24 protein-coding genes are annotated in these 26,003 nt (G+C 57.7%); 9 read left to right on the top strand and 15 right to left on the bottom strand.

Features of this window, described 5'->3' with window-relative positions:
* Positions 1–19: 19 nt before the first annotated feature.
* Both yccS and ACIQYF_RS02465 read left to right on the top strand, forming a co-directional pair.
* Complete coding sequence (gene yccS, locus ACIQYF_RS02470; protein ID WP_402856385.1) at positions 20–2,194, top strand: YccS family putative transporter; 2,175 nt, start codon at positions 20–22, stop codon at positions 2,192–2,194.
* Positions 2,195–2,268: 74 nt separating this feature from the next.
* Entirely contained in the window at positions 2,269–2,721 is a 453-nt protein-coding gene (locus ACIQYF_RS02465; protein ID WP_402856382.1) for a GNAT family N-acetyltransferase, read from the top strand.
* Positions 2,722–2,727: 6 nt separating this feature from the next.
* Here the strand turns inward: ACIQYF_RS02465 and ACIQYF_RS02460 are convergent, their stop codons facing one another.
* Both ACIQYF_RS02460 and ACIQYF_RS02455 read right to left on the bottom strand, forming a co-directional pair.
* Positions 2,728–3,024, bottom strand: coding sequence for a helix-turn-helix domain-containing protein (locus ACIQYF_RS02460; protein ID WP_402856379.1), 297 nt, complete (start codon positions 3,022–3,024; stop codon positions 2,728–2,730).
* 136 nt (positions 3,025–3,160) lie between these two features.
* Positions 3,161–3,649: a M48 family metallopeptidase gene (locus ACIQYF_RS02455; RefSeq protein ID WP_402856376.1), complete on the bottom strand. Its 489-nt coding sequence runs from the start codon at positions 3,647–3,649 to the stop codon at positions 3,161–3,163.
* Between the two features lie 189 nt (positions 3,650–3,838).
* Between ACIQYF_RS02455 and ACIQYF_RS02450 the strand changes: the two genes are divergently transcribed.
* Complete coding sequence (locus tag ACIQYF_RS02450; RefSeq protein ID WP_402856373.1) at positions 3,839–4,231, top strand: hypothetical protein; 393 nt, start codon at positions 3,839–3,841, stop codon at positions 4,229–4,231.
* A gap of 52 nt (positions 4,232–4,283) precedes the next feature.
* Here the strand turns inward: ACIQYF_RS02450 and fba are convergent, their stop codons facing one another.
* From fba to tkt, 5 genes are all read right to left on the bottom strand, one after another.
* Complete coding sequence (fba, locus tag ACIQYF_RS02445) at positions 4,284–5,348, bottom strand: class II fructose-bisphosphate aldolase (protein ID WP_016782491.1); 1,065 nt, start codon at positions 5,346–5,348, stop codon at positions 4,284–4,286.
* Positions 5,349–5,585: 237 nt separating this feature from the next.
* Positions 5,586–5,804, bottom strand: coding sequence for a hypothetical protein (locus ACIQYF_RS02440; RefSeq protein WP_402856369.1), 219 nt, complete (start codon positions 5,802–5,804; stop codon positions 5,586–5,588).
* Between the two features lie 32 nt (positions 5,805–5,836).
* A complete protein-coding gene (locus ACIQYF_RS02435; protein WP_402856366.1) occupies positions 5,837–7,000 on the bottom strand; it encodes a phosphoglycerate kinase in 1,164 nt (387 codons plus the stop codon).
* A gap of 26 nt (positions 7,001–7,026) precedes the next feature.
* Entirely contained in the window at positions 7,027–8,082 is a 1,056-nt protein-coding gene (gene epd, locus ACIQYF_RS02430; RefSeq protein ID WP_402856363.1) for an erythrose-4-phosphate dehydrogenase, read from the bottom strand.
* A gap of 122 nt (positions 8,083–8,204) precedes the next feature.
* Complete coding sequence (gene tkt, locus ACIQYF_RS02425; protein WP_402856360.1) at positions 8,205–10,202, bottom strand: transketolase; 1,998 nt, start codon at positions 10,200–10,202, stop codon at positions 8,205–8,207.
* Positions 10,203–10,462: 260 nt separating this feature from the next.
* On the opposite strand from tkt, the gene ACIQYF_RS02420 reads away from it, so the two are divergent.
* From ACIQYF_RS02420 to ACIQYF_RS02405, 4 genes are all read left to right on the top strand, one after another.
* Entirely contained in the window at positions 10,463–11,458 is a 996-nt protein-coding gene (locus tag ACIQYF_RS02420) for an ArsR/SmtB family transcription factor (protein WP_402856357.1), read from the top strand.
* Between the two features lie 19 nt (positions 11,459–11,477).
* Entirely contained in the window at positions 11,478–12,668 is a 1,191-nt protein-coding gene (gene metK / locus ACIQYF_RS02415; protein WP_402856354.1) for a methionine adenosyltransferase, read from the top strand.
* Positions 12,669–12,847: 179 nt separating this feature from the next.
* On the top strand, positions 12,848–14,485 hold the full coding sequence (ligB, locus tag ACIQYF_RS02410) for an NAD-dependent DNA ligase LigB (RefSeq protein ID WP_402856351.1): 1,638 nt from the start codon (positions 12,848–12,850) through the stop codon (positions 14,483–14,485).
* Between the two features lie 91 nt (positions 14,486–14,576).
* Positions 14,577–14,972, top strand: coding sequence for a DUF1090 domain-containing protein (locus tag ACIQYF_RS02405; RefSeq protein WP_402856348.1), 396 nt, complete (start codon positions 14,577–14,579; stop codon positions 14,970–14,972).
* Positions 14,973–15,025: 53 nt separating this feature from the next.
* Here ACIQYF_RS02405 and ACIQYF_RS02400 read toward each other — a convergent pair whose 3' ends face one another.
* On the bottom strand, positions 15,026–15,475 hold the full coding sequence (locus ACIQYF_RS02400) for a c-type cytochrome (protein ID WP_402856345.1): 450 nt from the start codon (positions 15,473–15,475) through the stop codon (positions 15,026–15,028).
* A 128-nt stretch (positions 15,476–15,603) separates the two neighbouring features.
* Here ACIQYF_RS02400 and ACIQYF_RS02395 point away from each other — a divergent pair, with 128 nt between their 5' ends.
* Entirely contained in the window at positions 15,604–16,746 is a 1,143-nt protein-coding gene (locus ACIQYF_RS02395; protein WP_402856342.1) for a murein transglycosylase A, read from the top strand.
* Between the two features lie 222 nt (positions 16,747–16,968).
* Positions 16,969–17,670 carry a 7-cyano-7-deazaguanine synthase QueC gene (gene queC / locus ACIQYF_RS02390; RefSeq protein ID WP_402856339.1) on the top strand — a complete coding sequence of 234 codons (702 nt, stop codon included), beginning with the start codon at positions 16,969–16,971 and terminating at the stop codon, positions 17,668–17,670.
* Between the two features lie 129 nt (positions 17,671–17,799).
* On the opposite strand, the gene ACIQYF_RS02385 is transcribed toward queC, so the two are convergent.
* The 7 genes from ACIQYF_RS02385 to apaG all read right to left on the bottom strand — a co-directional run bounded on the left by ACIQYF_RS02385 (position 17,800) and on the right by apaG (position 25,872).
* Positions 17,800–19,029 (bottom strand): multifunctional CCA addition/repair protein, encoded by a 1,230-nt coding sequence (locus ACIQYF_RS02385; protein ID WP_402856336.1) that lies wholly within the window; start codon positions 19,027–19,029, stop codon positions 17,800–17,802.
* A 62-nt stretch (positions 19,030–19,091) separates the two neighbouring features.
* Complete coding sequence (locus ACIQYF_RS02380; protein WP_402856333.1) at positions 19,092–20,654, bottom strand: SpoVR family protein; 1,563 nt, start codon at positions 20,652–20,654, stop codon at positions 19,092–19,094.
* A complete protein-coding gene (locus tag ACIQYF_RS02375; RefSeq protein ID WP_322237235.1) occupies positions 20,651–21,925 on the bottom strand; it encodes a YeaH/YhbH family protein in 1,275 nt (424 codons plus the stop codon). Before ACIQYF_RS02375 ends, ACIQYF_RS02380 begins: the two co-directional genes overlap by 4 nt.
* Positions 21,926–22,035: 110 nt before the next feature.
* Entirely contained in the window at positions 22,036–23,958 is a 1,923-nt protein-coding gene (locus ACIQYF_RS02370; protein WP_019409846.1) for a PrkA family serine protein kinase, read from the bottom strand.
* 299 nt (positions 23,959–24,257) lie between these two features.
* Entirely contained in the window at positions 24,258–24,587 is a 330-nt protein-coding gene (gene glpE / locus ACIQYF_RS02365) for a thiosulfate sulfurtransferase GlpE (RefSeq protein ID WP_402856328.1), read from the bottom strand.
* Positions 24,588–24,619: 32 nt separating this feature from the next.
* Positions 24,620–25,492 carry a symmetrical bis(5'-nucleosyl)-tetraphosphatase gene (locus tag ACIQYF_RS02360; RefSeq protein WP_402856324.1) on the bottom strand — a complete coding sequence of 291 codons (873 nt, stop codon included), beginning with the start codon at positions 25,490–25,492 and terminating at the stop codon, positions 24,620–24,622.
* The gene (gene apaG / locus ACIQYF_RS02355; RefSeq protein WP_402856320.1) at positions 25,492–25,872 is read right to left on the bottom strand and encodes a Co2+/Mg2+ efflux protein ApaG; all 381 of its coding nucleotides are present in this window, start codon (positions 25,870–25,872) and stop codon (positions 25,492–25,494) included. Before apaG ends, ACIQYF_RS02360 begins: the two co-directional genes overlap by 1 nt.
* Positions 25,873–26,003 lie beyond the last annotated feature (131 nt).

Below are 26,003 nucleotides of genomic sequence, written 5' to 3'. Positions count from 1 at the left end.
AGCCAGGCACCACCACGTCATGTCATCGAAAAGCTTCAGCCATTCGCTGCGCCGCCTGTGGGCGCGGGACAAGTTCAGTTACAGCGTTCGGGTGTTCATCGCCCTGACCGGCAGCATGGCTTTTTGCTGGTACCAAGATGAGATGAAGCTGTTGATCCCGCTATTTCTGGGGATTATCGCCAGCGCATTGTCTGAAACCGATGACAGCTGGCAAGGCCGTCTCAATGCCTTGCTGGTGACCTTGGTGTGTTTCACCGCCTCGGCCGTTACTGTCGAACTGTTATTCCCCTACCCTTGGCTGATGGTCTGCGCGCTGGCACTGGCCAGTTTTGCCCTGACCATGCTCGGGGCGTTGGGCGAGCGCTATGGCGCAATTGCGTCTGCGACGCTGATTCTGGCCGTGTACACCATGATCGGGGTGGATCAACGCGGCGGCGAAGTCACCGACTTCTGGCATGAGCCTTTGCTGTTGGTGGCAGGCGCAGCCTGGTACGGATTGCTCTCGGTGCTATGGCAGGCACTGTTTTCCAACCAGCCGGTGCAGCAAAGCCTGTCGCGACTGTTCTGGGAGCTTGGGCTGTACCTCAAGCTCAAATCGTCGCTGTTTGAACCGGTTCGCAACCTCGATGTAGAAGCGGGTCGACTGGAACTGGCCCGACAAAACGGCCGCGTGGTGGCCGCGCTGAACACCGCCAAAGAAATCATTCTGCACCGGGTCGGCAACTCGCGTCCGGGCACCAAGCTCAGCCGGTACCTCAAGCTGTACTTTTTGGCACAAGACATCCACGAGCGCGCCAGTTCATCGCACTACCCGTACAACGCGCTGGCTGATGCCTTTTTCCACAGTGACGTCATGTTCCGCTGCCAGCGCCTGCTGCGCCAGCAAGGCGTGGCCTGTCAGCGCCTCTCGGACTCGATCAAGCTGCGCCAGCCGTTTGTCTATGACGACAGCTTTGCCGAGGCGCTGGGCGACCTGCACGCCTCCCTCGAACACTTGCGCATCCAGAGCAATCCGGCCTGGCGCGGGCTGTTGCGTTCTTTGCGTGCACTGGCGGCCAACCTCGGAACGCTGGACCGGTTGTTGAGCGATGCCAGCAACCCCGACACCCTGGCAGACGCTACCGACAGCAGTCTGCTGGACCGCTCGCCACGTAACCTCAAGGATGTGTGGTCGCGCTTGCGTCAGCACCTGACGCCAACATCGTTGATCTTCCGCCACGCCCTGCGCTTGCCGTTGGCACTGAGCATCGGCTTCGGGATGGTGCACTGGATTCACCCAAGCCAGGGTTACTGGATCATCCTCACTACGTTGTTCGTGTGCCAGCCGAGTTACGGCGCGACGCGACGCAAGTTCAGCCAGCGGATCATCGGTACCGCCATCGGTCTGGCCGTGGGCTGGGCACTGTTTGATCTGTTCCCTAACCCACTGGTGCAATCGCTGTTTGCAGTGGTTGCCGGGGTGGTGTTCTTTATCAACCGCACCACGCGCTACACGCTGAGCACGGCGGCGATCACGCTGATGATTCTGTTCTGCTTCAACCAGGTGGGCGATGGCTACGGGCTGTTCCTGCCACGGCTGTTCGATACCTTGGTGGGCAGCGTGATTGCAGCCGCGGCGGTGTTCTTGTTCTTGCCGGACTGGCAGGGTCGGCGGCTCAATCAGGTGCTGGCCAATACCCTGAGTTGTAACAGCCAATACCTGCGCCAGATCATGCAGCAATATGCACAGGGCAAAAGCGACGACCTGGCCTATCGGCTGGCGCGGCGTAACGCACACAACGCCGACGCGGCGCTGTCGACCACACTGGCCAACATGCTGATGGAGCCAGGGCACTTCCGTAAGGACGCCGACATGGGCTTCCGATTTCTGGTGCTGTCACACACCTTGCTCAGCTATTTGTCGGGCCTGGGTGCGCACCGCGACACCCAGCTGCCGCTTGAAATGCGCGAACATCTGATCGAAGGCGCAGGGCGGCGCATCGCAGACAGCATCGACCTGATCGCTCAAGGCCTGGCCGCCAAGCTGCCGGTGGCCGTACAGAGTGACGAGGAAGAAGCGCTGGCCAACGAACTGGAACAGATGCCGGATGAGATCGACGAGAACCAGCGGCTGGTGCAAACCCAATTGGCGCTGATTTGCCGCCAACTGGGCCCACTGCGCACCCTGGCCGCGCATTTGGTCAAAGCGCCGTAGCAGGTTGGGGATCTTGGCGTGACTGAGTATCACGCCTACTATCGGGTGATCGCTTCGATAACAAGGACAATACCGTGACCACTGACTGGCTCTGCAAACACCACAACGATCTGGGCAAAGAACAGCTCTACGCCATTCTGGAGCTGCGCTCGGAGGTCTTCGTCGTCGAGCAGAAATGTGCCTATCAAGACGTCGATGGGCAAGACCTGTCAGGCGATACGCTGCACGTCATGGGCTGGCAAGACGACAAGCTGGTGGCGTATGCGCGCCTGCTGGATCCGGAGTCTCAAGGCGGTGACGTGGTGATTGGCCGCGTGATCATTGCCCCAGCGGGTCGCGGGCAAAAACTTGGGCACACGCTGATTGAAGTGGCCCTGAAAAACATCGAAGAGTACTGGGCGGGTCAGCCGGTGTTCATGTCTGCACAGGCGCATTTACAGCCGTTTTATGAGCAGCACGGGTTCAGCGCCGAGGGCGAAGCGTACCTTGAAGATGACATTGCGCACATCGCCATGCGCCGGGGCTAAAGCCACTTAGGGGTAGCCCAGCACCTGTTTGATCTGCGCCAGATGCTGGCCAACCCAGGCTTTGTCGATCGGCCCCCAACTGTGAACTTGATAGCGCCCGGCGTGATGACGCCCGCCGTCTTGCTGCTCAAACTCACACACAATGTCCAAATCCGCCAAGGCGGCGATGGTGTCCTGGGCCGTCCTGCGCGGCATGCCGGTGACCTCAGTCAGCGCGGGCACATTGCTGGCAACCTGACTGTCGATCAACCAGGCCACGTACAGCCGCCGGTAAAAACTGCTTTTTGTTTTACTGACTTCCATTCAGAGCTCCATTCAAGTGGTGCGCAGCCTGTAGCCGCTGCCGCAGGTTGTGATAAGGGCCGCATGGCCTTCGTTTGCTGTTCAAAAGCAGACTCGCTGCGCAACAACCCATCGCAGCCTCGTACCTCGACAGCGATTACAAGTCACGCCATGTGAGATACACCCGCAGGTCAAACTCCAACTGGTGATAACCCGGCAACATGTATTCGCACAACTTGTAGAACGCCTTGTTGTGGTCGGACTCTTTGAGATGCGCCAGCTCATGCACCACGATCATCTTCAGAAACTCAGGCGCGGCGTCTTTGAACAGCGAGGCCACGCGCAACTCTTTCTTGGCCTTGAGCTTGCCACCCTGCACCCGCGAAATAGTGGTGTGCAACCCCAGCGCACGGTGGGTCAGGTCGAGCCGGTTATCAAACAGTACCTTGTCAAAGGACGGCGCATTGCGCAGGTGTTCCTGTTTGATTTCCTGCGCGTAGGCGTACAACGCCTTATCGCTTTGCACCGCATGGCGCTGTGGATAACGCTCACTCAGGTAACTGCCCAACTGGTCGCGCTCAATCAGTTGGCGCACCTGGTCCTGCAAAGTCTGGGGATAAGCCTGAAGGTATTTGAGAACAGTCATGAGTCGCCAACGCACAGCGTAAAAGTGCGTCAGTGTAGCGAATTCAGCTCTTATGGCTACCATGTCAGACTTTTACGCTGCCAATAGGCGGACGCTTCCGAGAAGGTGTGACACCCGTAAGCGCTGCTTGCTGCATGGAAAGTGGCGGGGCTATCTTCATCAGTCGCCGATGATCCCCGTGGAAGAGACATGAAAAAGACGACGCCCGACGGTCCCAAAGCAAAGCGCATCAAACGCGATGATCATCAGCACGATGAAGCCACCCAGCGCATTCTTGGTCGCCTCCAGCAAGACCCGCCTGTGGCCCTCGACACACTTAAACCCACTCAAGCGCAGGTCGTCAGCCCTCAGTCACCGTTTGCCGTATTAGCGGATGTGGGCGCAACAGAGGCGCTGCTACACATCTGGATCATGCTCAAGAGCGCTGAAGAGGTGTCGGATGAAATCACCGAACTGGCCAGTGGCATAGAACGCGGGCTGGTATGGTCGCTGGTGCACTCGGTCGAAATGTCCCGCGCACTGATAGAAGCACTGCTCAAAAGCAATGGGGTTGATCCGGAGCAGGCATACCGCTCCCCGTAGGAGCCCCACAAAAAAGCCCGCATCGCTGCGGGCTTTTCATGACGCTTGAGGCTTAGTTGACCTTGGCGTTCAGCTCACCTTTGAGGTAGCGCTGGTACATGGCTTCCAGGGAGATCGGTTTGATCTTCGACGCGTTACCGGCGGTGCCGAACGCTTCGTAACGTGCGATACACACGTCACGCATGGCCGTCACGGTGGCGCCGAAGAATTTACGCGGGTCAAACTCGCTCGGGTTGGTAGCCATCAGGCGACGCATCGCACCAGTGGATGCCAGACGCAGGTCGGTGTCGATGTTGACCTTGCGCACGCCGTGCTTGATGCCTTCAACGATTTCTTCTACCGGCACACCGTAGGTTTCTTTGATGTCGCCGCCGTATTCGTTGATGATCGCCAGCCACTCTTGTGGCACCGAAGACGAACCGTGCATCACCAGGTGAGTGTTCGGGATGCGCTTGTGGATTTCTTTGATGCGGTCAATCGCCAGCACGTCGCCAGTAGGTGGCTTGGTGAACTTGTAAGCGCCGTGGGAAGTACCGATGGCAATGGCCAGGGCATCCACTTGAGTGCGCTTGACGAAGTCAGCCGCTTCTTCCGGGTCAGTCAGCATTTGGCTGTGATCCAGAACGCCTTCTGCGCCGATGCCGTCTTCTTCGCCAGCCATACCGGTTTCAAGCGAACCCAGGCAGCCCAGCTCGCCTTCTACCGACACACCGCAAGCGTGCGCCAGGGCAACGGTTTGCTGAGTGACGCGAACGTTGTAGTCGTAGTCGGTTGGGGTTTTGCCGTCTTCGCCCAGCGAACCGTCCATCATGACCGAGCTGAAGCCCAGCTGGATCGAGCGCTGGCACACGTCAGGGCTGGTGCCGTGGTCTTGGTGCATGCACACCGGGATATGCGGGAATTCTTCGATTGCCGCCAGGATCAGGTGACGCAGGAACGGAGCACCCGCGTATTTACGTGCGCCAGCCGAAGCCTGAACGATCACCGGGGAGTCAGTCTTGTCAGCGGCTTCCATAATGGCGCGCATCTGCTCAAGGTTGTTGACGTTGAAAGCTGGAACGCCGTAGCCGAATTCGGCGGCGTGGTCCAACATCTGGCGCATGCTGATAAGTGCCATTGTGTGTGTCTCTCCCGGACGAGGGTCGTTAATCGTGCAAGCCTGCCGGAGCGGCGGCTGCTATTCAAGTTATTGCAGATCGGGGGTTTGCCCCGACTCTGCGAATTCGATGTTGCTGAAACGTTACCGCAGCAACCCTGGCGGGCTTCGGCCACCCTGTATGAGCAGGCTGCCTTGCGATCTTTTAAAAATCAAAAGATCGCGAGGCAAGCTCGCTCCTGCAGAAGGCTGTGCGGCTTAAGGGCAGCCGCTCTCTTTTGAAGCTTCAGGTGTTTCGTATTTTTCCAGCGCTTCAGGCCCTGAGCGTTTATTGACCAGCGGCACGCTCTGCGCCTGCCAGTCTGCCTGGTAACAGCCACTTTCTGGCGCAGTGTCGGCTTCTACCGGTGGCTTGGCCGAACCGGAGCAACCGGCCAAAAAGCCCGCGATCATTAACAGCGGTAACAACTTGACCATGTCCATGCTTCCTTTCAGGGCCTGAGTCATTTTCAGGCTTTAGCGCGGCTTTCCAGGATCTCTACAGCAGGCAGAACTTTGCCTTCAACGAACTCCAGGAATGCGCCGCCGCCAGTCGAGATGTAGGAAATTTGATCGGCAATGCCGTACTTGTCGATGGCAGCCAAGGTGTCGCCACCGCCTGCAATCGAGAACGCCTCACTGTCAGCAATGGCCTGGGCCAGTACTTTCGTGCCGTTACCGAACTGGTCGAACTCAAACACACCCACCGGACCGTTCCACAGAATAGTCTTGGAAGATTTCAACAGTTCGGCAAAGTGCGCAGCCGTTTGCGGGCCGATGTCCAGAATCATGTCGTCAGCGGCCACGTCGTCGATCAGTTTGACAGTAGCAGCGGCCGACTCAGCGAATTCCTTGGCCACCACCACGTCAGTCGGCAGCGGCACGTTGACCTTGGCGGCGATGGCGCGGGCGGTTTCCAGCAGGTCGGGCTCGTACAGCGATTTGCCGACCGGGTGACCGGCAGCCGCCAGGAAGGTATTGGCAATACCGCCGCCCACGATCAGCAGGTCGCAGATCTGGCTCAGGCTGTTCAGCACTTCAAGCTTGGTCGACACTTTGGAGCCGGCGACAATGGCCGCCATTGGCTTGGCCGGGGCACCCAGGGCTTTGCCCAGGGCTTCAAGCTCTGCCGCCAGCAATGGGCCTGCCGCAGCAACCTTGGCGAATTTGGCGACGCCGTGGGTCGAACCCTCGGCGCGGTGAGCCGTACCGAACGCGTCCATCACAAACACGTCGCACAGGGCGGCATATTGCTTGGCCAGTTCGTCGGCGTTTTTCTTCTCGCCTTTGTTGAAGCGCACGTTTTCGAACAACACGATGTCGCCCGCTTTGACGTCGACGCCATTCAGGTAGTCGCTGACCAGCGGCACGTCGCGACCCAAGGCTTTGCTCAGGTAGTCGGCCACAGGCTTGAGGCTGTTTTCAGCCGAGAATTCGCCTTCAGTCGGACGCCCCAAGTGCGAGCAGACCATAACCGCTGCGCCTTTTTCCAGCGCCAGCTTGATGGTCGGCAGCGAAGCAAGGATGCGCGCATCGCTGGTGACGACACCGTCCTTGACTGGGACGTTGAGGTCTTCGCGGATCAGCACGCGTTTACCTTGCAGATCGAGGTCGGTCATCTTTAACACGGTCATGGGTCGCAGTTCCTGAGTGTCTAAAGTTAGAGAGCGGTTTTGGGGTGGGTTACGTGCAAATAGTGCTCTGCCACATCGATCATTCGATTGGCAAAACCCCATTCGTTGTCGAACCAGGCCAGCAGGTTCACCAGCCGTGGCCCGGAAACGCGGGTCTGACTGGCATCGACAATGGCTGAATGCGGGTCATGGTTGAAATCACAACTGGCATGCGGTAACTCGGTGTAAGCCAGCAAGCCTTTAAGCGGGCCGCTGGTGGCTGCCTCACGCAGCACACGATTCACTTCAACGGCGTCGGTGTCGCGCGCCGTGACCAACGTAATATCGAGGCATGACACGTTAAGCGTCGGCACTCGTACGGCTTTGGCTTGAATACGGCCAGCAAGTTCCGGCAATAAACGTTCAATGCCTTTGGCCAGGCCGGTAGACACCGGAATTACTGACTGGAACGCCGAGCGGGTGCGACGCAGGTCTTCGTGGTGATAGGCGTCAATCACCGGCTGATCGTTCATCGCCGAGTGAATCGTGGTGATCGACACGTACTCAATGCCAAACGCCTCATCCAGCAGACGCAACAGCGGCACGCCGCAGTTGGTGGTGCAGGAAGCGTTGGATACCAGGCGCTCGTCGCCGGTCAGGCTGTGCTGGTTGACGCCATAAACGATGGTCGCGTCGACATCGGCTTCGCTGGCCATGGGCTGCGAAAACAGTACGCGAGGCGCACCGGCATCGAGGAAACGCTGAGCATCGGCACGGGTGTGATATACGCCAGAGCATTCCAGTACTAGATCAACGCCCAGCGCGGCCCAGTCGATACCTTCGGGGGTGGCACTGCGGAACACTTTCACGCAGTCGCCATTGATATGCAGGCAGTCGCCCTCGATCCGTATTTCGCCGGGAAACCGGCCATGCGTGGAGTCGAAGCGCGTCAAATATTCGAGACTGGCCATGTCGGCCAAATCATTCAGTGCAACAATTTCAAACCCGGCATCTGCCCCTCGCTCGAACAATGCACGCAAGACGCAGCGGCCAATCCGGCCGTAGCCGTTGAGTGCAACTTTGTAAGGACGCGGTTGAGGCATGGGGTTCTCTTAATTAAGGCATTAACAAAACAATCCCCCGTGGGAGCTGCCGCAGGCGGCGATATTTTGATTTTAAAGATCGCCGCCTGGGCAGCTCCCACGGGGAACCACGACCGCCTGTTTTAGTCTTCCAGCAGCTCTTCAGCCTGACCCAGGATGTTTTCCAGGGTGAAGCCGAATTCTTCGAACAAGGCAGGCGCAGGCGCCGACTCGCCGTAGGTGGTCATGCCGATGACGCGACCTTCCAGGCCCACGTACTTGTACCAGTAGTCTGCGTGGGAAGCTTCGATAGCAATACGCGCGCTCACTTGCAGCGGCAGAACCGACTGCTTGTAGCCTGCGTCCTGAGCTTCGTACACGCTGGTGCATGGCATCGATACAACACGTACCTTGCGGCCTTGTTCGGTCAGCTTGTCGTAAGCCTGAACAGCCAGGCCCACTTCGGAGCCGGCCGAGATCAGGATCAGTTCAGGCTCGCCTGCGCAGTCCTTGAGCACGTAGCCACCACGGTTGATATCGGCAATCTGGCCAGCATCACGAGTTTGGTGGGTCAGGTTCTGACGCGAGAAGATCAACGCGGACGGGCCGTCGTTGCGCTCCAGGGCAAATTTCCAGGCCACGGCGGATTCGACCGCGTCGGCTGGGCGCCAGGTGTCCAGGTTCGGCGTGGTACGCAGGCTGGTCAGTTGCTCAACCGGCTGGTGCGTCGGGCCGTCTTCGCCCAGACCGATGGAGTCGTGGGTGAACACATAGATCACGCGCTGCTTCATCAGGGCCGACATGCGGATGGCGTTACGGGCGTATTCCATGAACATCAGGAATGTTGCGCCATAAGGCACCAGCCCGCCGTGCAGAACCACGCCGTTCATGATGGCGCTCATGCCGAACTCACGCACACCGTAGTGCACGTAGTTGCCACTGGCGTCTTCGCCGGTGATGCTTTTGCAGCCTTTCCAGATGGTCAGGTTGGAACCGGCAAGGTCAGCCGAGCCGCCCAGCAGTTCCGGCAGCAGCGGACCAAAGGCCGTCAGCGCGTTCTGGCTGGCTTTACGGCTGGCGATGGTCTCGCCTTTGGCCGCGACTTCAGCGATGTAGGCGTTAGCCTTGGCATCGAAGTCAGCAGGCAATTTACCGCTCAGGCGACGGGTCAGTTCGCTGGCCAGTTCCGGGAATTCGGCAGCGTAGGCCGCGAAACGCTTGTCCCACTCAGACTCAACCGCAGCACCGGCTTGTTTGGCATCCCATTCGGCGTAGATATCAGCCGGGATTTCAAATGGGCCATAGTTCCAGTCCAGTGCCTTGCGGGTCAGGGCGATTTCGTCCGCGCCCAGTGGAGCACCGTGGCTTTCTTCTTTGCCCTGCTTGTTCGGCGAGCCAAAACCAATGGTGGTTTTGCAGCAGATCAGTGTGGGCTTGTCGCTTTTACGGGCCGTTTCGATCGCGGTTTTGATTTCTTCCGGATCGTGACCGTTAACGTTGCGGATCACTTGCCAGTTGTAGGCTTCGAAACGCTTTGGCGTGTCGTCAGTGAACCAGCCTTCAACTTCGCCATCAATCGAGATGCCGTTGTCGTCGTAGAACGCGATCAGTTTGCTCAGGCCCAAGGTGCCGGCCAATGAGCCAACTTCGTGAGAAATGCCTTCCATCATGCAGCCATCACCCAGGAACACGTAGGTGTGGTGATCGACAACATTGTGGCCAGGACGGTTGAACTGCGCGCCCATGACTTTTTCAGCCAGGGCGAAGCCCACGGCATTAGCCAAGCCCTGACCCAACGGACCTGTGGTGGTTTCAACGCCCGGCGTGTAACCGAACTCCGGGTGACCCGGGGTGCGGCTGTGCAGTTGGCGGAAGTTTTTCAGATCGTCGATCGACAGGTCATAGCCGGTCAGGTGCAGCAACGAGTAGATCAGCATCGAACCGTGGCCGTTGGACAGCACGAAGCGGTCACGGTCAGCGAACGACGGGTTGCTCGGGTTGTGCTTCAGATAATCGCGCCACAGTACTTCGGCGATATCCGCCATACCCATAGGGGCACCTGGATGGCCGCTGTTGGCTTTTTGCACGGCATCCATGCTGAGTGCACGAATGGCGTTGGCACGCTCACGACGGCTGGGCATCGCTGTTCTCCTGAGTATTGAAAGTTAAATCGAAACGCAAAAAAGGCGAGCATTTTCCCTCACCCACCGCCCTCGGGGCAATGACAGATAATCGCTTGAAGCGTTTTTCCTGCGCTGAATCGTTCCACCTGTTGAAGATCGGACATTTCATTTCGTTAATCAGCACATACGCTCCGACAAACGTACGGTTATTAATCAATATCAAAAAGTTTTGATATTGACCTTGCGAGGCGTGAGGCGGGTAACTAGACTGCGGCCCCATGAACTTACGCGTGCCTTCAATCCGCCATGACGATTGCGACGAGCTCTCCGCCTTGTGCAAGGCTGGAGGCGACCCGCTGCGACTCAATGTGCTGCGCGCGTTGGCCAACGATTCATTTGGAGTGCTGGAGCTGACGCACATTTTCGCTACCGGCCAGTCAGGCATGAGCCATCACCTCAAGGTGTTGTCCCAAGCGCAACTGGTGGCGACGCGTCGTGAAGGCAATGCCATTTTTTATCGTCGGGCCTTGCCCCACACCGAGCTGCTGGGCGGCAAGTTGCATGCTGCGTTGCTGGAAGAGGTCGACAATCTGACCTTGCCTGCCGACGTGCAAGCGCGCATCAGTGCCGTACATGGACACCGGGCAGCGGCCAGTCAGGACTTTTTCTCGCGTGTTGCCGAGAAATTTCGCGCTCAACAGGATTTGATCGCTGGCTTGCCACAGTATCGGGACAGCGTCTTGGCGCTGCTCGACAAACAGAGCTTTAGCCCAGCGGCCACGGCCCTGGAAGTCGGCCCCGGCGATGGCAGTTTCTTGCCCGACCTGGCCCGCCGCTTTCAACAGGTCACGGCACTGGACAACAGCCCGGTGATGCTTGAGCTGGCACGCCAGCTATGTGAGCGCGAGTCACTGAACAACGTCAGCCTGCTGCTGGCCGACGCGCTGCACGATACGCAGATTCAGGCCGATTGCGTGGTACTGAACATGGTCTTGCACCATTTCGCGGCACCGGCTGAAGCACTCAGGCGACTGGCAACCTTGCTGCAACCTGGCGGTAGCCTGCTGGTAACAGAGTTGTGTAGCCATAATCAGGCGTGGGCCCGCGAGGCTTGCGGTGATCTGTGGCTTGGTTTTGAACAAGATGATCTGGTCCATTGGGCCACCGCTGCGGGACTCGTTCCCGGGGACAGCCTCTATGTAGGCTTACGTAATGGTTTCCAGATTCAGGTCCGCCACTTTCAGCGGCCAACTGGCGACACTCACCATCGGTAAATATTAGGAAACCGTCGAGATGAGCGAATACTCCCTTTTCACCTCCGAGTCCGTGTCTGAAGGGCATCCGGACAAAATCGCCGACCAGATTTCTGACGCGGTGCTGGACGCCATCATTGCTGAAGACAAGCACGCCCGTGTGGCCTGCGAAACTCTGGTGAAAACCGGCGTAGCCATCATCGCGGGCGAAGTGACCACTTCGGCCTGGGTTGACCTGGAACAGATCGTTCGTGACGTGATCACCGATATTGGTTACACCAGCTCCGACGTCGGCTTCGACGGCGCGACCTGCGGCGTGATGAACATCATCGGCAAGCAGTCCCCAGACATCAACCAGGGTGTTGACCGCGCCAAGCCTGAAGATCAGGGCGCCGGCGACCAGGGTCTGATGTTCGGCTACGCCAGCAACGAAACTGACGTGCTGATGCCAGCCCCGATCACGTTCTCGCACCAATTGGTGCAGCGTCAGGCTGAAGCCCGTAAATCCGGCCTGCTGCCTTGGCTGCGCCCGGACGCCAAGTCGCAAGTGACCTGCCGTTACGAAGACGGCAAGGTTGTAGCCATCGACGCCATCGTGCTGTCGACCCAGCACAACCCGGAAGTGTCGAACAAAGACCTGCGCGAAGGCGTGATGGAACTGATTGTCAAGCACGTGCTGCCTGCCGATCTGCTGCACAAAGACACCCAGTTCCACATCAACCCGACTGGCCAGTTCATCATCGGTGGCCCGGTGGGTGACTGCGGCCTGACCGGTCGCAAGATCATCGTTGACACCTACGGCGGCATGGCCCGTCACGGCGGCGGCGCGTTCTCGGGTAAAGATCCATCCAAGGTTGACCGTTCGGCAGCTTACGCCGGTCGTTACGTGGCCAAGAACATCGTGGCTGCCGGCCTGGCTGAGCGTTGCGAGATCCAGGTTTCCTACGCAATCGGCGTCGCTCAACCGACTTCGATTTCGTTGAACACCTTCGGCACTGGCAAAATCTCCGACGAGAAAATCATCAAGCTGGTGCGTGAGGTGTTCGACCTGCGTCCATACGCCATCACCAAGATGCTTGATCTGCTGCACCCGATGTACCAGGAAACTGCAGCCTACGGTCACTTCGGCCGTATCCCGCAGACCAAAACGGTTGGCGACGATACCTTCACCACGTTTACGTGGGAGCGTACCGACCGCGCTGAAGAACTGCGCACTGCCGCTGGTTTGTAAGTAAGCCTGCTGCACCAAAAGCCTCGGACAGGTGACTGTTCGGGGCTTTTTTTGTTCGTCACAACACACACCTGTGGGAGCGGTTATCAGGCACCGAAACACCCGGCAACCTTCTTGCCCTCCCGCGCTAAAAATCCTCCACTAGCCTTAAGCATTCACTCCGGGCAAGGATGCTCATGATGCTGGCCACACTCCGTCTTTTCAGTGGGCTTTTGCTCGCTTTTCTCAGCGTCAACTCACTCGCCAATACCTGCACCGACGCTCAGGCCCTGCGCCAGCAAATTAAAGTCTGGGACGACAGTTACCACCGCTTGGGGGTGTCACTGGTTAGCGATGCGGTTTACGACCAATCACGCAGCCGACTAGAACACTGCCTTGCCGTAGATGACCCACTACAGACCGCAAACGGCCCGGTCGCGCATCCTGTTGCCCAAACAGGCTTGGCCAAACTGGCAGATGAGCCTGCGGTTAATGCTTGGATAAAAGGGCGCAAGGACCTGTGGATTCAACCCAAGGTCGATGGCGTAGCGGTCACGCTGATCTATAAACAGGGCCAATTGCAGCACGTGATCAGCCGGGGCGACGGGCAAATGGGCCAGGACTGGACCCGCTCGGCGCGTGCCATCAAGGCCATCCCCCAACAACTGTCGCAGCCTGTGGACAGGTTGCTGCAAGGCGAACTGTATTGGCGCTTGCCCGGCCACATTCAAGCCAAGGCAGGCAGCGTCAATGCGCGTAGCACCGTGGCCGGGTTGATGGCTCGTCATGAATTGAGTCCCGAACAAGGCCAGGGTATCGGGCTATTTGTGTGGGACTGGCCCAAAGGCCCATCAGCGCAAGCCGAACGTATCGCGCAATTGAGCGCGCTGGGTTTCACCGACAGCCACACCTACAGCCAGCCCATCGAACACCTTGATCACGCCCGGCACTGGCGCGAGCATTGGTACAACAGCCCGCTGCCCTTCGCCAGTGACGGCGTGGTGTTGCGTCAAAGCCAGCGCCCGGCGGCAGAGCGCTGGCAGGCCAAGCCGCCCAACTGGGCGGCGGCGTGGAAATACCCGCATGCCCAAGCGTTAAGCGAAGTGCGCAACGTGACGTTCAACATTGGCCGCACCGGACGCATCACGCCCATGCTGGAACTGACCCCGGTTCGTGTGGACGACCGCACCATCAAACGCATCAGCGCCGGTTCGTTGCAGCGTTGGCAAAGCCTGGATATTCTCCCCGGCGATCTTGTTGTCATCAGCCTGGCAGGCATGACCATTCCACGGCTGGACAGCGTGGCCGTGCGCGCCAGCGAGCGCGTTGAAGTCAAAACACCCACCCCCCATAACTTTCATGCTCTAAGCTGCTGGCAGGTGACACCGGGATGCGAGAGCCAGTTTTTGGCACGCCTTAATTGGCTCAGCGGCAAACAAGGTCTGGCGCTGCCATTCACCGGGCCCGGCACTTGGAAAACCCTGGTTAATACAGGGCGCATCACGAACTTGCTTGATTGGATGACCCTGGACAGCGCTCAGCTTGCTAACATTGCGGGCTTCGGTGAACGCAGCAGCGAGCGTTTGCTCGCCAGCTGGCGCAGTGCGCGGCAACAACCGTTTGAGCGTTGGGTCAAAGCCATCGGTCTGCCGCCCACGGGCGATGCACCGCTGGGGCAGTCATGGCAGGCACTCGCCGCACGTGACGAGCAGGCCTGGCAGACCCACTCAGGCATCGGCGCCCGACGTGCCGCGCAACTGAGCGCATTTTTTCGTGATCCGAATGTACAGGCGTTAAGTGAGGCATTACGTGCTGCCGGGATTGCCGGTTTCGATTAGAGACCGCACCCGCACCTTTACCCGAGGCGTATGCTGCGCATCGGTCTTTTTCCCATTGTGTTTATTGTCATCTTTAGTCATGGAGCTTTTTATGAAACGTTTTTCACCTCTGGTCCTGTTTACTGTGTGTGGCCTGCTGGCCGCCCCTTTGATGGCCGCCGATCAAGCACCGGAACTGACGGGCTGTGCAGCCAAGAAGCAAGCCATCACCCTGCAACTTGAGCAAGCGCGTGCCCACGGCAACAGCGACCAAGCAGCAGGTCTGGAAAAAGCCCTGAGCGAAGTGAATGCAAACTGCACCGACGCCGGCCTGAAGAAAGAACGCGAAAACAAGGTGCTGGAAGCCAAGCACGAAGTCAGCAAACGTCAGGCAGACCTGGACAAAGCCATGAAGAAAGGCGATCCGGAAAAAATCGACAAGCGTAAAACCAAGCTCGCTGAGTCGCGCAAAGAATTGCAAGAAGCGCTGGATCAGCTGGACAAGTAAGTCACTGATTCCGCCGGTAGGAGCGAGCTTGCTCCTACATGGGATTTTGCTACTCAGTGATTCCTGAATTCCTTGTGGCAAGCGCTGCACGTGTCTTCGACTTTCTGCACTGCTGGCGTCAGGTTGCTGGCTTTATAAGGTTGTACCTGACTGGCGATCACCAACTCGCCCGTAGCGGCTTCCAACTCGCGCGCCAATGCCTGAAAACGCGCCTGCTTTTGCCAAACGGCATCAGTGGCGCTGGTTTGATCCGACTCTTTGACCTGAGGGAAATGCTGCCAGGGCTCGTGAGCCAACACATCCAGTTGCATAGAGGCTTGGGCAAAGCGCGGACCATCGAACGCAAGCCGGCCACGCAACATGCCGCCCAGTTCTTCGCTGGTCTTGAGCATTTGCTTGAAAATCGCTTTACGCAGCCCCAGCGGTGAATCGGGATCAACGCCGCCACACGCCGAGAGCGTCAGGCAGGCCAGCAATACAACGAAACATTGTTTAACAGTCATGGTGGCTTCGCGTCACGGAAAACGGCCGCCAGTATCCTCGTGTCACTCGTAAAGACCAATACCCCTATTAAATATATGGGTTGCCTGGCAGGTCGATTGACCTTGGCAACCTTGAAGGAACACCGTTGATGAGATCACTTTTCCAGCCTCTGGCCTGGGCGTTACCTGTTGTCATGCTGCTGGCTGGCTGCAATGGCACAGACCAAGACCACGCAAAACCTGAACCTCATACTACCTACAGCAAGGCCGACTGGAGCGCGCTGCCCGAAGTCACCGGCACCGATTTGCAAAGCGGCTTTGCCTCATGGCGCAGTGCATGTACCCGCCTCAAGACCGACCCGAACTGGGGCAGCATTTGCAGCGCTGCTACCCGTTTGCCCGCCAACCCGAGCGTGGCCGAGATCAGCAATTTTCTGCAAGCCCATCTCGACGTGTACAGCTTGCGCTCGGCCGAAGGCAGCAGCGACGGCTTGATCACCGGCTATTACGAGCCGGTTTACCCCGGCAGCCTCAAACCGACCGCCACCGCCAACGTGCCCATTTATGGCGTACCCTCCGACCTGATCGTGGTGAACCTGGACAGCATTTACCCTGAACTCAAAGGCAAGCGCCTGCGCGGACGCCTTGAAGGGCGTGTGCTCAAGCCTTACGACACGGCAGAAACCATCAACAGCAAAGGTTTAAATGCACCGGTGCTGGCCTGGTTGACCGACCCGATGGACTTGCAGTTTTTGCAAATCCAGGGCTCTGGCCGAGTGCAACTCGACAACGGCCGCCAGCTGCGCATTGGCTACGCGGACCAGAACGGGCACCCGTACAAACCTATCGGCCGCTGGTTGGTTGAACACGGCGAGCTGAAAAAAGAAGACGTGACCATGGGCACCATCCACGCGTGGGCGGTGGCTCACCCCGAGCGCGTGCACGAACTGCTGGCCAGCAACCCCAGCTATGTGTTTTTCACCCAAAACCCTGACAGCAACGAAGGACCGCGCGGCTCGCTGAACGTGCCCCTGACGGCAGGCTACAGCGTAGCGGTGGATCGCAAAGTCATTCCGCTGGGCAGCCTGCTGTGGTTGTCGACGACCCAGGCAGATGGCCAACCCATCGTGCGCCCAGTTGCAGCGCAAGACACGGGCGGCGCAATTGCTGGCGAAGTGCGAGCCGACTTCTTCGTAGGCACCGGCCCGCAAGCCGGGAAAATTGCTGGCGACATGAAGCAGAAAGGCAATATCTGGTTGCTGTGGCCAAAAGGCGCTGCGTTACCGCAGTAAATACCGCATAACCCGTAAGGGCTGCCTGCAGGCTGCGATCTTTTGACCCTCAAAGACCGCAGCCTGCGAGGCGCCAACACGGCTACTGCGTAAGACTAATCCCTTTATCAGTGCAGAAACCTCCCGAATAAGTGCGTTCGCTTGTTCCTGCTCAACCCGCAGAATAGTCTCGGGCCTCGCTGAACAGCGTCATCCCTGCGCATCTTTAATTAGGCACATAACATGAATAAAAAAGCGGTTATCGTTTTCAGTGGCGGACAAGACTCAACCACCTGTTTATTGCAGGCACTGCCCCTTTATGACGAAGTGCACTGCATTACCTTTGACTATGGCCAACGCCATCGAGCAGAGATTGAGGTCGCGTTAACCCTTTCCAAGCAACTGGGTGCCACAAAGCACACGGTCCTGGATGCGTCCTTGCTTAATCAATTAACGGTCAGCAGCCTGACCCGCGACGACATTGCAGTGCCCGATGCCTCTGACCCTGAAACCGGTTTGCCGAGTACATTCGTGCCAGGGCGCAATATTTTATTTCTGACCCTGGCCTGTATCTACGCCTATCAAGTGCAGGCCAAGACGGTCATTACGGGTGTGTGCGAGACCGATTTCTCGGGTTACCCGGACTGCCGTGATGAGTTCGTGAAGTCGCTCAACCAGGCGATTACCTTGGGCATGGCCTACGACGTACGCATCGAAACGCCATTGATGTGGCTTAACAAAGCCGAAGTATGGGCATTGGCTGACGAGCATCACCAGTTGGACTTGATTCGCGACCAGACGCTGACTTGCTACAACGGCATAAAAGGCGCGGGATGCGGCCATTGTGCGGCGTGCAGCCTGCGCTCAAAAGGCTTGACCGACTATCTGAGCAACACCGCTGAGGTGCGTCAAAGCCTGCGCATTAAGCTGCAAAAACCTGTTTAGCCAGTGCATAGTTGTGATCGTTTTCATGGTCTCGCCCTTGCTGTCGTTGGCTTCTAATAGAATGCCACCGTGGCGCACAGCCGCCTCGGCTTGGGCGAGTCCATGTAATGACAGAAGGTTTTTGGTGTTTCAGCGTTTGGCGGCGTCTTTGTAGGCTTGCAATGCCTTGAGCCGCTCGCGTTTGAGGGCTTCGCCTAGCTCTGGGCCTTTAAAACCTTGTTCCAGCAGTGGTTGAACCGCTACCGCTTGCGCCGCCAATGCCGCGCCTCGCAAGTAGTCGGCCTGTGGATACGGCCGATTTTCCAGCCCCAGGCGCCCTTTGGCGTCCATCTCGCACGCGACCACAAACTCTTCAAAACGCTGCGGTCGGCGGTATACGTCAAAACGTTGCAGCAACTCCAGTAATGTCGACGCCTTGAGTTCCAGGGCGCGATGGCCGTGGGTGTGATACTCGCCCACCAGCAACGCCAGTTCTTGGCAGTCTCTCGGGGCTTTGTAGCGTTCATTGACCGCTTTGATCAGGCGCAGCCCTTTGTGTTCGTGGGCAATGTGTCTTGGCCACTCGCTTTCGGGTGTCAGCCCTTTGCCCAGATCGTGTAGCAGGCAGGCCCAGCGCACGGTCAGAGGCTGGCCATGCAAAGCCGCTTGCTCAAGCACGCTCAGTGTGTGCATGCCGGTGTCGATTTCAGGGTGGTGAGCGGGAGGCTGAGGTACGCCAAACAGTGCGTTCACTTCGGGCATCAGCACTTCAAGCGCGCCACAGCTGCGCAGCACTTCAATGAATACCTGCGGATGATCTTCCATCAGTGCGCGGGAGATTTCTTTCCAGCAGCGCTCGGGGGTCAGGGCCTGCAGTTCGCCAGAGGTGGACAGTTGGCGCATGAGTTCCAGCGTCTCGGGAGCGATGCTGAAACCCAGCCCGGCATAGCGCGCACTGAATCGGGCAACACGCAGAACTCGCAGAGGATCTTCGGCGAACGCGGGGGAAACGTGACGTAAAATGCGCGCTTCAAGGTCTTGTTTCCCGTGATACGGGTCGGTCAAGTTGCCAGCATCGTCTTCGGCCATTGCATTGATGGTCAGGTCGCGACGAATCAGGTCTTCTTCAAGGGTGACGTCGGGGCTTGCATGGAAGATGAAGCCGCCGTACCCGTGGCCGCTTTTTCGCTCGGTGCGGGCGAGTGCGTACTCTTCACCGGTTTTTGGGTGAAGAAACACCGGGAAATCCGAACCCACCGGACGATACCCCAGGGCGAGCATCTGCTCGGCGGTAGCGCCCACTACAACCCAGTCGATGTCGGTGACGGGTATGCCCAGCAAGCGGTCGCGTACTGCGCCGCCTACTTGATAGATCTTCATAAAAAAGCCTCCGTTAGCGCGACAGAATAACCTGTGCGTCGCGCCAACGCAGGCGGGTGTTGTTACAGATGGACTGCAGACAGGTCCAGGCGTGCGTAGTCGTTGTCGCCATGCTCGCCTTTAGGGGGCACGTGGTGGACTTTCATCACTTGGTCGCCTTGCAGGGTTTCGAGATGAATATCAAAGCCCCAGAGTCGATGCAGGTGCTTGAGCACTTCGTCTGTGGATTCGCCCAACGGTTTGCGGTCATGTTGCTGATGACGCAGGGTCAGTGAGCGGTCGCCGCGTCGATCAATACTCCAGATTTGAACGTTAGGCTCACGGTTGCCCAGGTTGTATTGCGCCGCCAGTGTTTCGCGAATGGTGCGGTAGCCGTTTTCGTCGTGAATGGCCGGCACCAGCAAATCATCCTTTTGATCGTCGTCCATGATGCTGAAGAGTTTCAGGTCGCGGATCACCTTGGGTGACAGGTATTGCAGGATGAAGCTCTCATCCTTGAAGCTGCTCATGGCAAATTTGATGCTCGACAGCCAGTCGGTCCCCGCCAGATCCGGGAACCAGTGACGGTCTTCTTCGGTGGGATTTTCACAGATTCGCCGGATGTCGCGGTACATCGCAAAACCCAGGGCGTAGGGGTTGATCCCGCTGTAATACGGGCTGTCAAAGCCGGGCTGGAAGACCACGCTGGTATGCGAGGTCAGGAACTCCATCATGAAGCCTTCGGTCACCAGGCCTTCGTCGTATAGGTCGTTCATCAGGGTGTAATGCCAGAACGTGGCCCAGCCTTCGTTCATGACCTGTGTCTGGCGCTGCGGGTAAAAGTATTGGGCGATCTTGCGCACAATTCGCACTACTTCGCGCTGCCAGGGCTCCAGTAGGGGCGCGTGTTTTTCGATGAAGTACAGGATGTTTTCCTGCGGTTCTTCAGGAAAGCGAGCGTTGTCTTTTTCACTGAATTTGTCAGCGCCTTTGGGTATGGTGCGCCAGAGGTCGTTGATCTGTTTTTGCAGATGCTCTTCGCGGTCTTTCTGGCGCCGGCGCTCTTCTTCGGCGGAGATCGGATAAGGCCGTTTGTAGCGGTCTACGCCATAGTTCATCAGGGCATGGCAGGAATCGAGGAGGTCTTCCACGGCGTCGATGCCGTGGCGCTCTTCGCACTGCATGATGTACTGCTTGGCGAACACCAGGTAGTCGATGATTGAACTGGCATCAGTCCAGGTACGAAACAGGTAGTTGCCCTTGAAGAAGCTGTTATGCCCATAGCACGCGTGGGCCACCACCAGTGCTTGCATGCAGATGGTGTTTTCTTCCATCAGATAAGCAATGCACGGGTCGGAGTTGATGACGATTTCGTAGGCAAGGCCCATCTGCCCACGGCTGTAAGACTTTTCGGTACTCAAGAAGTGTTTGCCGTAGGACCAGTGGTGATAGCCCAGTGGCATGCCCACGGAGGCGTAGGCGTCCATCATTTGCTCGGCGGTGATGACCTCGATCTGGTTGGGGTAGGTATCCAGCGCATAGCGTTCCGCGAGGCGGCCGATTTCGCGGTCGTAGGCCTGGATCAGCTCAAAGGTCCATTCTGAACCCGTGGAGATGGGTTGGCGTTTATGCTCTTTGGCGGTCATGTGGCTAACCTGCGCTGGAAGAGTTCACGGAAGACCGGGTAAATATCGCCGGCCGAGACCAGTTGCTGTTGAGCGAAGGTGTCGGAAAATGCCTCTCTGATTCGCTCATATTCGAACCAGAGCGCCTGATGCTCACGTGGCGTGATCTCTACGTAAGTGTAGTACTGCACAAACGGCATGATCTGGTTGATCAGAATGTCGCGGCAAATGGGTGAGTCGTCGTTCCAGTTGTCACCGTCCGAAGCCTGGGCCGCGTAGATGTTCCACTCATTGGTCGGATAACGCTCGGCCATGATTTCCTGCATCAATTTGAGCGCGCTGGAGACGATGGTGCCGCCTGTTTCCCGGGAATAGAAAAACTCCTCTTCGTCCACTTCGCGGGCGCTGGTGTGATGGCGAATAAACACTACGTCAATCTTGTCGTAGTTCCGCTTGAGGAACAGGTACAGCAGAATAAAGAAGCGCTTGGCGATGTCTTTCGTGGCTTGGGTCATGGAGCCGGAAACGTCCATGAGGCAGAACATGACGGCTTTGGAGCTGGGGTTGGGTTGCTTGACCAGCAAGTTGTACTTGAGGTCGAAGGTGTCGAGAAACGGTACGCGGTGAATCCGCGCGCTGAGTTTCTCTATTTCAGCCTCGATTTCCTTGATATCGCCGAAGTTGTCGGGTTCTTCGCGTTTCAGCCGTTCCAGTTCGGCTTTCGCCTCCTTGAGTTTTGCCCGGCTGCTGCCGGACAGCGCAATACGCCGCGCGTGCGCTGAGCGCAGGGTGCGGATGATGTTGATGCGCGATGGGTTGCCCTCGCTGCTGATGCCGGCGCGTACGGTTTTATAGGTGTCGGTGCCGGTCAGGTTGCGTTTGACCAGATTCGGCAGTTCGAGGTCTTCGAACATGAATTCGAGAAACTCTTCCTGGGTAATCTGAAACACGAACTCGTCCATGCCTTCGCCGGAGTTGCCCGCTTTGCCAGGGCCGCCACCGCCTCCCGCACCCCCTTGCGGGCGCTGGATATGTTCGCCCGTGGTGAATTCCTTGTTGCCGGGGTGAACCACGGTTTGCTTGCCGCCACGGCCGTGGTGAAGCACGGGCTCATCGATATCGCGGCCCGGAATGCTGATTTGTTCGCCATGTTCCATGTCTGTGATGGAGCGATGGCCTACGGCCTCTTCGACGGCCTTTTTAATGTGGTCACGGTAGCGCCGCAGGAAACGCTGGCGGTTTACCGTGCTCTTGTTCTTGCCATTGAGGCGTCGGTCGATCACATAGCTCATAAGGCCCTCCGGGGAGCTTCAAATTATGAGCTGCAAGCTGCAAGTAGACGCGGTTACCCGTGCTTTTCTCTTGCGGCCTGCAGCTTGAAGCTAGCAGCTGATTCACTGCCTCACTGCGACTTTCTGACCCGCAGATACCACTCAGAGAGCAGCCGTACTTGTTTGTCGGTGTAGCCGCGTTCGACCATGCGAGTGACGAAGTCGTTGTGTTTCTGTTGGTCCTCTTTGCTCGCTTTGGCGTTGAAGCTGATAACCGGCAGCAGATCCTCGGTGTTCGAGAACATTTTTTTCTCGATGACGACGCGCAGCTTCTCGTAGCTGAGCCAGGTCGGATTTTTGCCGTTGTTGTTGGCACGGGCCCGCAGCACGAAGTTGACGATTTCGTTGCGGAAATCTTTCGGGTTGCTGATACCGGCCGGTTTTTCGATTTTCTCCAGTTCTTCGTTGAGCGCCACGCGGTTGAGGATTTCACCGGTTTCTGGATCACGGTATTCCTGATCCTGGATCCAGAAGTCTGCATAGAGCACATAGCGGTCGAAGATGTTTTGTCCGTACTCGCTGTACGATTCGAGGTAGGCGGTCTGGATTTCCTTGCCGATGAACTCGATATAGCGCGGCGCCAGATATTCCTTGAGGAAGCGCAGGTAGCGTTCGCGTGTTTCGGCCTGGAACTGTTCCTGCTCGATTTGCTGTTCCAGCACGTACAGCAGGTGCACCGGGTTGGCGGCAATTTCGTGCGGGTCGAAGTTGAAGACTTTGGACAGGATTTTGAACGCGAAACGGGTCGAAAGACCGTTCATGCCTTCATCCACGCCCGCGCTGTCGCGGTATTCCTGGATCGATTTGGCTTTCGGGTCGGTGTCTTTGAGGTTTTCGCCGTCGTAGACCCGCATCTTGGAGTAGATGTTGGAGTTTTCCGGCTCTTTGAGACGCGAAAGTACAGTGAACTGGGCGAGCATTTTCAGGGTGTCTGGCGCGCAGTGTGCCTTGGCCAGGGAACTGTTGAACAACAGCTTGTCGTAGATTTTCACTTCGTCGCTGACGCGCAGGCAGTACGGGACTTTGACGATGTAGATCCGGTCGATGAACGCTTCGTTGTTCTTGTTGTTACGGAAGGTGTGCCACTCCGATTCGTTGGAGTGCGCCAGCAGGATGCCGGTAAACGGAATCGCGCCAAGGCCTTCGGTACTGTTGTAGTTGCCCTCTTGGGTGGCGGTGAGCAGTGGGTGCAGCACCTTGATCGGTGCCTTGAACATTTCGACGAATTCCATCAGGCCTTGGTTGGCCCGGCACAGTGCGCCCGAGTAGCTGTAGGCATCGGCGTCGTTTTGCGGAAATTCTTCGAGTTTTCGAATATCGACCTTGCCGACGAGGGCCGAGATGTCCTGGTTATTTTCGTCACCGGGCTCGGTCTTCGCCACACCGATCTGATTGAGGATCGAAGGGTAGAGCTTGACTACGCGGAACTGGCTGATATCGCCACCAAATTCGGCCAGGCGCTTGGTGGCCCAGGGCGACATGATGGTGCTCAGGTAGCGTTTTGGAATGCCGAAGTCTTCTTCGAGAATCGCGCCGTCTTCGGTCGCGTTAAACAGCCCCAGCGGTGATTCAAAGACCGGTGAGCCTTTGATCGCATAGAACGGTACTTTCTCTATCAGCTGTTTGAGCTTTTCAGCCAGCGATGATTTACCGCCGCCCACCGGACCGAGGAGGTAGAGGATTTGTTTCTTCTCTTCCAGACCTTGGGCCGCATGGCGGAAGTACGACACGATCTGGTCGATGCATTCTTCCATTCCGTGGAAGTCTTCAAAGGCCGGATAGCGGCGAATCACCTTGTTGGAAAATATTCGCGACAGGCGAGAGTTGGTCGAGGTGTCCAGTAGTTCCGGTTCACCAATGGCCAGCAGCAGGCGTTCTGCGGCTGAGGCATAAGCGCTTTTGTCTTGTTTGCACAGCTCAAGGTATTCCTGGAGCGTGAGCTCCTCTTGGCGTGTGGATTCAAAGCGTTGTTGGAAGTGGCTAAAAATACTCATGACGTCACCTCGCTCGATACGTGGAGCCGGCGATAGATCGGTCAGTTCGAGTGCTGGCATGCAGCAACATTGCAGTTGCCGTGTACCCCCCAGGACACCATCAAGGTGGCTAACCCCTTGAAGTTACTACTGATGATCCATACACCGGTGTACCGGCTCTCCCCAGATTCGGATGGCCTGCGCTTAAGGATAGTTGGTAATCGGGGAGGTCAAGGCGAGATGCGTGAATTGTTATGTTTGACCGTTGGTCAGAAGGGGCGCCAGCCCAATGATCACGCGGGCTGGCGCGTATAAAAAAATTATTCGGCGGCGATTTTGGAGGTTTCTTGTGGATAAGTCGCACGCCACAGCTCGAAACCACCATCGAGGCTGTAGACGTCAGAAAAACCTTGGCTTACCAGGTAGGCCGCTGCGCTTTGGCTGGAGTTGCCGTGGTAACAAGCGACGATCAAGGGGGCGTCGAGGTCCGCGGCCCTGATGAAGTCGGCGATCGAGTGGTTGTCCAGATGCTTTGCGCCACTGATGTGCAGCTCTGCGTAGACCTGTGGGTCGCGGATGTCGACGACCACGGCACCTTTTTCGCGCAGGGTTTGAGCTTCTTGTGGGGAGATGCGTTTGAATTCGGTCATGTGTTTTCCTTTAGCCTGACAGCGGGTGCGTATTACGGCGTACCCAAAGGCTGAGAAGAATGGGGTTGAGGGGTGGGGGCTGTGTGGCCCGTATCATCACAGTCGCAGCTCAGGCGCTGGCCGGTATCGACATTGAGCAAGGTCATGGCTCCGCCCCAGACACAGCCAGTGTCGAGCGCGAACACGCCAGGCTCCTGGCAGTTGCCTTCCAGTGCGGCCCAGTGTCCAAAGATGATCTTTATATTCTGGGTTTTGCGTTCTTTATAGCTGAACCACGGGGCGTAGCCAGGCGGGGCGCTGCCTATGCCCTCTTTGCTCTTGAGGTCGAGTTTGCCGTCGCGGTTACAAAAGCGCATGCGGGTGAAGTAGTTGGTGATTACCCGCAGGCGCGTGATGCCAGTGAGGTCGTTGTCCCACTTGGCGGGTTCGTTGCCATACATGCCGTCAAGGAAGGGTTTGACCAGGTTGTCATCACGCAAAGCCTGCTCGACTTCGTTGGCGCACTTGAGTGCTTTTTTCAGTGTCCATTGCGGCGGTATTCCGGCGTGCACCAGTGCTGTGTTGCGCTCTAGGTCGTAGTGCAGCAACGGAAGCTGGCGCAGCCAGGTGAGCAAGTCATCGCAATCGGGCGCCTGGAGAATCTCGCGCAACGTATCGCTTTTTTTCAGGCGTTCGATGTTGTAGGCGACAGCCAGCAGGTGCAGGTCATGGTTGCCCAGCACGCATACCAGAGATTCGCGCATGCGGTAGAGAAAACGCAGGGTTTCCAGTGATTCAGGTCCACGGTTGACCAGGTCGCCCACCAACCACAGTTTGTCTGTGGCAGGGTCGAAGGCCACGCGTTCCAGCAGGCACTTGAGTGGCTGCAAACAACCTTGCAGGTCGCCAACGGCATAGACCGCCATTAGTGCAGTGCTCCGGGAACCGCCAGGCGGAAGGGCGCAATGATGGCTTTGAATTGATGGTTATCTTGCGCGTGCATCAAGTAGCTGCCCTGCATGGTGCCGACTTTGGTCGTGATCACCGAGCCGCTGCTGTAGATGTGCTGTTCGCCGGGCTCAATCAATGGCTGTTGCCCGACAACGCCGGCGCCGCGGACTTCTTCTACATGACCGTCGCCATCGGTAATCACCCAATGCCGCGACAACAGTTTGGCCGCCAGCGATCCTTTGTTGTGCACCGTAATGGTGTACGCAAAGGCAAAGCGCTGTAGCTCGGGTTGTGATTGTTCTGGCAGGTAACGCGTGACGACGCTGACGTCGATCACATAGCGAGGATCTTGCATGCGAGAGGCCTTACTTGAAAGCAGAGACACAGTTCCGGATAAAACTGATGCCTGAGTCTAGGGGCTGTTCGCGCTTCATTGCAAACCGCGTCGCTGGGTAAAGTTTTGCCAAATAGGCGGCATCAGGCCAG

This window comes from Pseudomonas sp. NPDC096917 (genome assembly GCF_044762555.1).
In the GTDB taxonomy this organism is placed as follows: Bacteria; Pseudomonadota; Gammaproteobacteria; order Pseudomonadales; family Pseudomonadaceae; genus Aquipseudomonas.
The sequence above is the reverse complement of the archived record's forward strand: the minus strand, read 5'-3'. Positions and strand labels throughout refer to the sequence as shown.